This is a genomic window from Paenirhodobacter enshiensis (genome assembly GCF_000740785.1).
GTDB classification, from domain to species: domain Bacteria; phylum Pseudomonadota; class Alphaproteobacteria; order Rhodobacterales; family Rhodobacteraceae; genus Rhodobacter; species Rhodobacter enshiensis.
Genome location: NZ_JFZB01000063.1, coordinates 1 through 7,847, shown reverse-complemented (window position 1 = coordinate 7,847; position 7,847 = coordinate 1). Strand labels below are relative to the sequence as shown.

General features: G+C 65.5%; 7 protein-coding genes. All 7 read right to left on the bottom strand.

Annotated features, from left to right (window positions below):
• Positions 1-730, bottom strand: a 730-nt coding sequence (gene cas1e, locus CG50_RS15640; protein ID WP_152559566.1) for a type I-E CRISPR-associated endonuclease Cas1e, incomplete at its 3' end; no start/stop codon positions are given.
• 15 nt (positions 731-745) lie between these two features.
• A complete protein-coding gene (gene cas6e, locus CG50_RS15635; protein ID WP_036640463.1) occupies positions 746-1,429 on the bottom strand; it encodes a type I-E CRISPR-associated protein Cas6/Cse3/CasE in 684 nt (227 codons plus the stop codon).
• A complete protein-coding gene (gene cas5e / locus CG50_RS15630) occupies positions 1,426-2,148 on the bottom strand; it encodes a type I-E CRISPR-associated protein Cas5/CasD (protein ID WP_051910091.1) in 723 nt (240 codons plus the stop codon). Before cas5e ends, cas6e begins: the two co-directional genes overlap by 4 nt.
• A complete protein-coding gene (gene cas7e / locus CG50_RS15625) occupies positions 2,141-3,202 on the bottom strand; it encodes a type I-E CRISPR-associated protein Cas7/Cse4/CasC (protein ID WP_036640461.1) in 1,062 nt (353 codons plus the stop codon). The genes cas5e and cas7e overlap by 8 nt, the downstream gene beginning before the upstream one ends.
• Positions 3,199-3,702 carry a type I-E CRISPR-associated protein Cse2/CasB gene (gene casB / locus CG50_RS15620; RefSeq protein ID WP_036640459.1) on the bottom strand — a complete coding sequence of 168 codons (504 nt, stop codon included), beginning with the start codon at positions 3,700-3,702 and terminating at the stop codon, positions 3,199-3,201. Before casB ends, cas7e begins: the two co-directional genes overlap by 4 nt.
• Positions 3,699-5,186: a type I-E CRISPR-associated protein Cse1/CasA gene (gene casA / locus CG50_RS15615; protein ID WP_051910090.1), complete on the bottom strand. Its 1,488-nt coding sequence runs from the start codon at positions 5,184-5,186 to the stop codon at positions 3,699-3,701. Before casA ends, casB begins: the two co-directional genes overlap by 4 nt.
• Positions 5,187-5,310: 124 nt before the next feature.
• The gene (locus tag CG50_RS15610) at positions 5,311-7,761 is read right to left on the bottom strand and encodes a CRISPR-associated helicase/endonuclease Cas3 (protein ID WP_036640456.1); all 2,451 of its coding nucleotides are present in this window, start codon (positions 7,759-7,761) and stop codon (positions 5,311-5,313) included.
• Positions 7,762-7,847: the final 86 nt, after the last annotated feature.

Below are 7,847 nucleotides of genomic sequence, written 5' to 3'. Positions count from 1 at the left end.
CAGCCAGCCCCGCGATGCGGAAGGCTTCGGGAACCACGGTCTGCACCTTCCACAGATCGGCAATGTCATAGACGAAGCTGAGCGGTTTCCCCGTGTGCAGAAATCCGATCGCCGGGGCATATCCGGCCGCCAGAACTGCGGCCTCGGTCAACCCGTGCAGACAGGCTGTTGCCGCCGAGAGGCAACGGTTCGGCGTATCTCCGGCGTCCCAATCCTTCGGATCGTATTTGCGACGTTTCCAGTTTACCCCATATTTTCGGGCGAGCAGGGCATAGCTTTCACGCACACGCACGCCCTCGATGCCGCGCAGTTGGTCGATCGATCGCCGCTCGGGCGCGGCCTCGCCAAAGCGAAGGGCAAACATGTGACGCACGATGCGCAGCCTTGCGGCATCGTCGAGCGCCAGGCTCGCCTGCCAGAGCAGCTTGTCGGAGCGCGCGCCTCCCGGCTGTCCGGCGGAGTAGAGGCGCACGCCTCCTTCGCCCACCCATGTGATCAGCGTGCCGGTCTGCGCTGCCAGTGCCACCGCGGCATGGCTGATCCGTGCGCCGGGTTCCAGCATCAACCCTGCGAGGCCGCCGATCGGTATCTGTGTTACCGTCCCGTCAGCGTTGACCGCGCAGAACGCGCCGTCCCGGACGTCGAGTTGAGCGCGCTCGACGAACACCAGCTGCGAACGGTCCTTGAGGGGGATGGGGGGGCGGCGGGGGCAGACCCGGAAGGTGCGCATCCGTCCCCGCCATGTTCAGCCTCGCCGGATCAGCATCAGGCCGCAGCCGAAGGCCTTGGCCCGGCCGAAGCCCTGGCCCAGTTTGGCGAGAAAGGCGTCCGGATCCGTCACGGCGATGGTGCCGGTCAGATCGAGGATGCCGAAGCGCGGCTCGCCGATGCGCTTGCCGCGATAACCGGGCAAGGTGACGGTCTGGTAGTCCTGAACCTCGACGCGCTCGGGGGTGAAGCCTGCGCGCATTCCCTGTGCCGTCATCCACTCCAGTGCGGCTTGTCCGGCGAGATCGAGCCGCTTGGCATTGCGTTCCGCTTTCGGAACGGAATGCAGCAGGTTCATCACCACATCGACACGTTGACGCTTCTTCTTGTCGTCGCCCCGGTGCAGGTCTCGGGTGGCATTGGCACGCAACAGAAAGGACAGCCGGTCTCCGGAGCGCAGATCTGGCGCGAGATCGCGGGTTTCCGGCGGCTCGAAGAACGGGCTTTGGGCGGGCGGGCGCTGCGATTGCACCAGAAAGCTGCCTTCCCCCTCCGCCCGCCACAGAAAGTCGCGCTGCGCAGTCGGATCGCCCGCGAAGAGCGACCAGATCAGCCGGTGATGAGCGTCTTCGCGTTCCCCGCCCGGTGCGGGGTCGAGCAGAGCGTTGAGAGCCTGAACCTGAGGATCGCGCGACAGGCGCAGCCGTGAGAGATACATCATCGGGCGGCCTCGTTCGGAACGGTCACGGCCTCGGCCCTGATGTCGGGATGCGCTACGCCGTAGCGCCCCGGACCATAGTGCCACAATGCGCGATCGAGGGCGCGGTCATGGCGCACCTCCAGCCGGGCGGGGGCGGTCAGATCCGTGCCTTCCTCGGCCACGATCTCGATCATCTGCCGGGCACCGATCCATGGCGGCAGGCGCAGATGCGACAGCGCTTCGGCCGGGGTCTCGGCGGCCACGATCTGCGGATCGAACGGGGCCGAGAGGGGGCAGGACTTCCTGCCCATGAACGTCGAGAACACGGGAGCTTTCAGCGCCCGTGCCAGCGCGGCCAGATCACCGCCGGAAACGGCGACGCCGAAGACGCAGTCGGTCCGATAGTCGCGGCTGGTCAGAACCGTGTTCAGCCGGTCCTGAGCGGCCGCATCGCGCAAGGCCTGGGGGCGGGATTGCGGTTTCTTGACCGCGGCTGACGGCACGGTCTGCACCGTGTGGTAATCGCGCAGCGGGGCCGTGCGGCCAAAGCTCGCCACGGCGATCTTCAGCGCCTCCAGATCTTCGAAGTCCTGATCGCGCCGTCGTCCGAGGGCCGCGCCCAGAGTGCCGATCACCGCCGATCGTCCGGGCAGGCCGAGCGTGCCGCGCCGCTCGTGCCCGCCGAACTCGCCCATCGCTCCGAGCGAGGCGATCAGCTGGAAAATCAGGAAGTCACGCATGTGCCGGCGCGTCCTTGACTGCGGTCGCGGCAAAATCCACGACCTCGTCGAGGCTGCCCAGTCCCTCGGCGACATCCATGACCGCCATCGCGTCACAGCTCGTGCCATAGGCGCGATCTATCTTCGCGGCCATGTCGGTCAGGGCTTCGACGCTGGCGCGCTCGTCCGCGGCGACGGCCTTGTGGAAGGCGCCCGACAGATCGCGGGGTTGGGCGCTGCCGCGTTCGACACGGATGAATCCCGCCCGCGGGTGGTGGGCGAAGCTGTTCTGCTTGCCCTTGGGCGTTGCCGTCGCCAGGGCGCGGGCAAGAGATTCCATCCCCTTCGCCGCGAGATCCCGATCGCCACCGAGGTTCTCGATCAGCAGATCGACGTTCACGCAGGCGTAAAGGTAATAGACGCCGCCGCCGAAGCCCTGTTCGCCGATGTGGCCGGCGCCGGCATCTTCCTCGCGGGTCTTCAGGTCATCGACAGCCGAGAACCAGTCGTCCTGCACCTGCGCGCGGTGGGTGGTGAAAGCGTGGGCGACCTGAACCGCGGCCTCGCGGTTGTAATCCGGGCTGTCCGCGAGCATACGCCCGAACATCGCGATGTCGACAGCTCCGTCCGCCCGACGCAGCAGGGCGGCCTTGAGCTCTTTCTCCTTCGGGAAGGGCTCTCCGGCCAATGCCTTCGCCGCGAGGTTTCGGGCCAGAGCCCATTCATCGGGCGAGATGAAGGCAAGCGTCGTCGCGTTCGTGCTGTCCTTCTCCAGCTTCGAGAAGACGGCGCCGATTTCGCTTGCGATCTTGCCGGCCTGATCTTCCATGACGCCCTGATCCATCAACTCGGCCTTCAGCTCGGTCGCGAGGCGGCGGGTGCGGGTGCCGATGTTGCCGGCGAGATCTTGCGCGAAATAGCTGCTTTCCCGGATCGCGCGCTTCAGCGATTGCGACGAAATCCGCAGCCGCGGGCTGCCGCCGATCAGTGCCTGCTTCGGCCGGCCCTGATCGTCACGGTTCGGGTTGGACAGGGGGTAGGTGGTAAGCAGGTGGAATTGAACGAAAGTCGTCATGCTGAAACATCCTCGGCGGTGGAATCTTCGGGTGCATCGGTCCCGTAATAATCGAAGCACCACTTGGTGCGGGTCTTGTCGGTCCAGAACAGAAGGGCCTCGCCCAGATGGGCGACATTGGCCGCATAACCGACCATCGGAAGGGCACGGCGGATCGCGGTTTCGAGATCCGCCCCTTCGGAATGGATCAGGCGCTCGAAGCGAAGCGCGGACAGGACAGGGGGATCCCCGGCACCGAGCTTGCGCGGCAGGTTTGCTCCGGTGTTGCTCCGCACATGGGCCAGAACGCGCGCGAGCCGGGCGATCTTCGCGCCGTCCCGGATGTTCAGTGCGTGTGCCAGCTCGTGCACCGGCTTGTGGCACAGGACGCTGACGTCATCGGCGCGCCGCAGCTGTGCGGAAAGCGCTTTCTGCGAACCTGTCGTCCGCTCGCCCAGTTCGTGCGCCCACCAGGCGAGGATGATCTGGCCGGGCCGTTTGGTTTCCTGATCCTTGGTCATGCCTGTTCCTCCTGTTTCGCCGGGGTGCTGCGTGCAGGAGGCTCAAGGCCGAGAGAGCCCCAGAGCTTCTGTCCCGCCTTGTTGCGTCCATGCACCAGCGCCGCCAGCATGCGACGCTCCGCGACGATCTTGCCCGCGTGTTCGATCCGGGCCTCGGACAGGCCCGGCAGGGCCAGCGCATCGAACTGCGCCAGCGCCTGCCGGCCGAGTGCCGACAGAAAGCCAGCCGAGATCTTGGCCGCGTCGAAGCCGGGTTTCGCCAGCTGCATCAGGGCCGAGGTGAAATCGGCCTCGGTTGCCATCCAGAACTGTTCGATCTGCACGTCGCGCGATGTCCCTTCGGCTATCAGGATTGCCAGCGCCCGGCGCAGACCGAAGGCAACCTCGCCCGCCGCCCCGATCAGTGTCTCGGCCTGTTGCTGGGCTTGGGTGTCGAAGGACAAAAGCGGCAGTTCCGCCCACAGGAAATCCCTGGGCTTCATGTTGTCCATGGCCCATCCCGCGGCGATCATCCGCTTGGCCTGACGCTGGTGACGATTGAAGAATTCGTCGATCGCGGTCGCCCTCAGGCGCAGCCCGTCTTTGCTCTTGTCGGGATCGCTCAGAAGAATGCCGATCCAGTTTCGATAGGGGAGGCGGCCGGACGCAGGGTGCCGGGGCAGCAGCTCGGCACCGGCCTTCATGCGGTAATAGGGCGATAGCGGGTGCTGCCACAGGGCGTAATTCGTGCCGTAGGGACGCTGGACGACGCCGGTCACGACCTCTTCCCCGATCAGGCGCAGTCGCCGCGGCACTCCGAAAAAGGCTTCGATCGGATGGGATTGCCCCGGCCCGACGGTCTGTCCCTTCTCCGAGGTGCGGGTGGGGCGCATCCACGGAAGATCGTCGGGCGATGCGGGAGTGCCGAAGGGAACATTGGACCATACCAGATCCCACAGACCGGTTCCCGGATCCGCCAGCGTCACCAGCGGGCCGCCGCCGCGCATCGAGGTGCGATTGCCCGCGCCACCCGAAGGCGCGAACTGCTGAAAGGCGTAAAGGGCCATCGCCGCCAGGGGAAGACCGAGCGTTTCATACCGGTCGCGATGCACGATCAGATCGGCGTTGTTTTTCGCGGTGTTGCCGCCGGCGGAATCGATGAACAACAGGTCAGGGCCAGACGGTTCGCCGTTCAGGGGTTCCGGATCCTGCAGGAAGCGCGGACCGTCGCCCAGAAGATCAAAGGCGCCGGCATAGGCTGACAGGCGAGCCTTCAGCTCGTCCGAGGTCAGCGCGCCGCCTTCCCAGACATCAATGTCCTCGGGCGGTGCGGCCATGAAGACCAGGCCGATCAGCAGCTCGTAACAGGCGAGGTTCAGATCGGCTCGCGGCCAGTCAGGGGCGGCGATGTCAGGATCGACGATCTGATGCGGTGAAATGATGCGACGGGTTCCGTCCTTCATGCGAACGGGGATCCACGCATCCGAGATCAGGTTCAGGGGCATTTGAAGCCATAAATATATGCAAAAAAGAGATAAATCGCGTTTTCACCCGCAACTATCATTTCCGCGAACAAGAGATGTCAACGGCAATGGCGGGTGCGGGCCGCATTATTTTGGTGCACTCGCCTCAGGATTGAAATCGCAGCCCGAGCTGTGGATCGTAAGACAACCCTTCGCAGATCATGCCCTCCGGCCCGACGGGGCACAGGAAGATGCGGCTTCGCTGCCACTCCGGCCAGTCCTGCTTCAGTGCCACTATTTCGGGAACGGACTGGTCCGGTAGCGCAAGTCTGTCGACCTTGTAGGCTGCCGCGCTGACCTCGGAGCGTTGGCGGCTTTCGGCGCACCAATGATCGGCATCGAGGGGCAGGATCTTCCCCTCGACCCGTCGTGCGAGGACAAGGGTCCGCTGTTCGCGTCCGAGGCGCGTCGGGAAATCCGCGTCTTCGGAAAAGCCCTTGATCATGCGATAGGGCGCATTGAGCGCGATCAGGTTCTGCCGGGCCAGATCTCCCTGCGCGAAGCTCTGGCCCAGACGATCCTGTTCGGCCTGCATCAGGGGATCGGGGAGCGTTCCGCCCGAGAGGCCGTCTTCGATGAGCGCGCGCAGACCATCCGGCGCGTCGATCCGGCCCGCGGTGAACAGGGCCTGCGCCGATCGCCATTGCAGATCGAGCGGATAGGTGAAGGCGCCACGGTCGAGCACATTGCGCAGCCACATGTGATCTTCGACCCGATCGGGATCGGGTGAAAGGACGTGCAGCACCGCTGCGGGGCAGGGGCGTTCGGTCTGCGGGCGCAAGTCCATGTGCCGCCACAGGCGGCCTGCCCGCTGCACCAGTGCCGGGATCGGCGCGAGATCCGAGACCATCACGTCGAAATCCAGATCGAGCGAGCTCTCGACGACCTGCGTCGCCACCAGAACGCGGCCGGGGCGGGGATCTCGCATCTTCCCGAAGGTCGCGAGGGCCTTCGTCTCATGACGCAAGCGGTCGCACAGCGCGAAACGGGCATGCAGAAGATCCGCATCTATGCCGCGAGCGCGAAGTTCGTTGACGGCTGCAATGGCATCGTCGACCGCGTTGCGGACCCAAAGCGCGGCGGCGCCATGATTGACCGCGTCTTGCAGCAGACCGAGAGCCGCATCCGCGGTCGGCAGCCGTGTTACCTTGATCGGCCCTCGGGTGTTGACCGAGGTCAGGTCGGTGATCTGCGAATGCCCGGCGATGCTCAGGGCCGGATAAGCGAGGCTTTCCGGCGCTTCGCAGCCGAAGGCCCGGCACAGCTTCGCACGCAGCTCCACCGGCATCGTGGCCGTCATCAGGATGGCCGACCCTCCCATCCGGCGATGGAGCTGAAGCAGCTGGCACAGCTCCTCGGCCATGTAGGGATCGCCCATCTCGTGGACTTCATCCACGATCAGGATCTTCTGGCTGATCGCGTAGTGGCGCAACATGGCGTGCAGCACCGGAAGCCCGGAAAGAAGCGCCTGGTCGATCGTGCCGATGCCGATCGTCGCCAGAAGCGCGCAGCGGCGGTCATCGGCGAGCCATTCTGCGCAAGAGGGCTGTCTGGCATCGGGTGTGCTGCGAATGAGCTCGCGGAAGCGCTGCGACAGCGCGGCCCTGCCGTGAGCGAGCGCGAGGCTGGGCGGCGTTGTGTAAAGACGCCCGACCAGGTTGGCCGCACGATCGAACATCGCGTTGGCGGTGGCCATCGTCGGCAGGGCGAAGAACAGACCTCGCCCTTTGCCAGCCTGCATCATCCGTTGCGCGAGGATCAGTGCCGCCTCGGTCTTGCCTGAGCCGGTTTCGTCCTCGATCAGGGCCAGCACCGGCCCATCGGGCAGCATGATGTCCTGTGCGGCTTTCTGCATGGGGCGCAGCGTCCAGTCCGGCGGGATGATCGGGTCTTGCGACAGCTCGGGCACGTCCAGCCCGGCGAGTGGTATCGCTTGTGCGGCTCGTTCTCGTGCGAGTGGCAGATAGTCTGCCGGCGCAAGGCCGGCGGCGACCGGCGGAAAGAAACGTTGCGTCGAGCCGAGCCAGTCCGCGACCGCGATGAACCCCGGAAGCCACCAGGTCAGTCCCGCGATTGCTTGCCTGGGCAAGTCCAGCCGTGCGTCTGGCCAAAAGGATTTCAGCTCGTGCAGGGCGGCTTGCGCATCCGAACGCGCCTCTTGCCCGGCCGCGGCGAGCATCCTGTCGAAGCTCTCCTGGACCGGAGGGCGCCCATGGTGCCCGGCGATTGATGCGAACAGGTCGAACCGGATGCGTCTGTTGTCCGCAATCCCGATCAGGTCACCGTCGAACTCCCGAAGCCACGCTTCGGTCACCTCCCAGTGCCGCCCTGCCGCCTGTGGTTTCCCTTTGCGCAGCATGTCCCGGAAACTGGCATTGATCTTTCCGAGGTCATGCAGTGCAGCCGCCAATATGTAAAAGGCCTTGCGCTCTGCCGGCAGGTCAAGCGGCGCGAGAAGGCGCTCAGCGACTGCGCCCACATCGATCATGTGGTAGATGGCCGGGTGCTCGCTTCCGCCCTCGGGGGCTGATTTCCCCGGCCAGTCCAGAATCGCCATTTGGTGCTCGTAAATTATGCGTCCGCACAAGGGATATTCGGTCTGGTGGGGGCTTCGGACAAGGCCCCTGTATGCTGCTGCGGCGA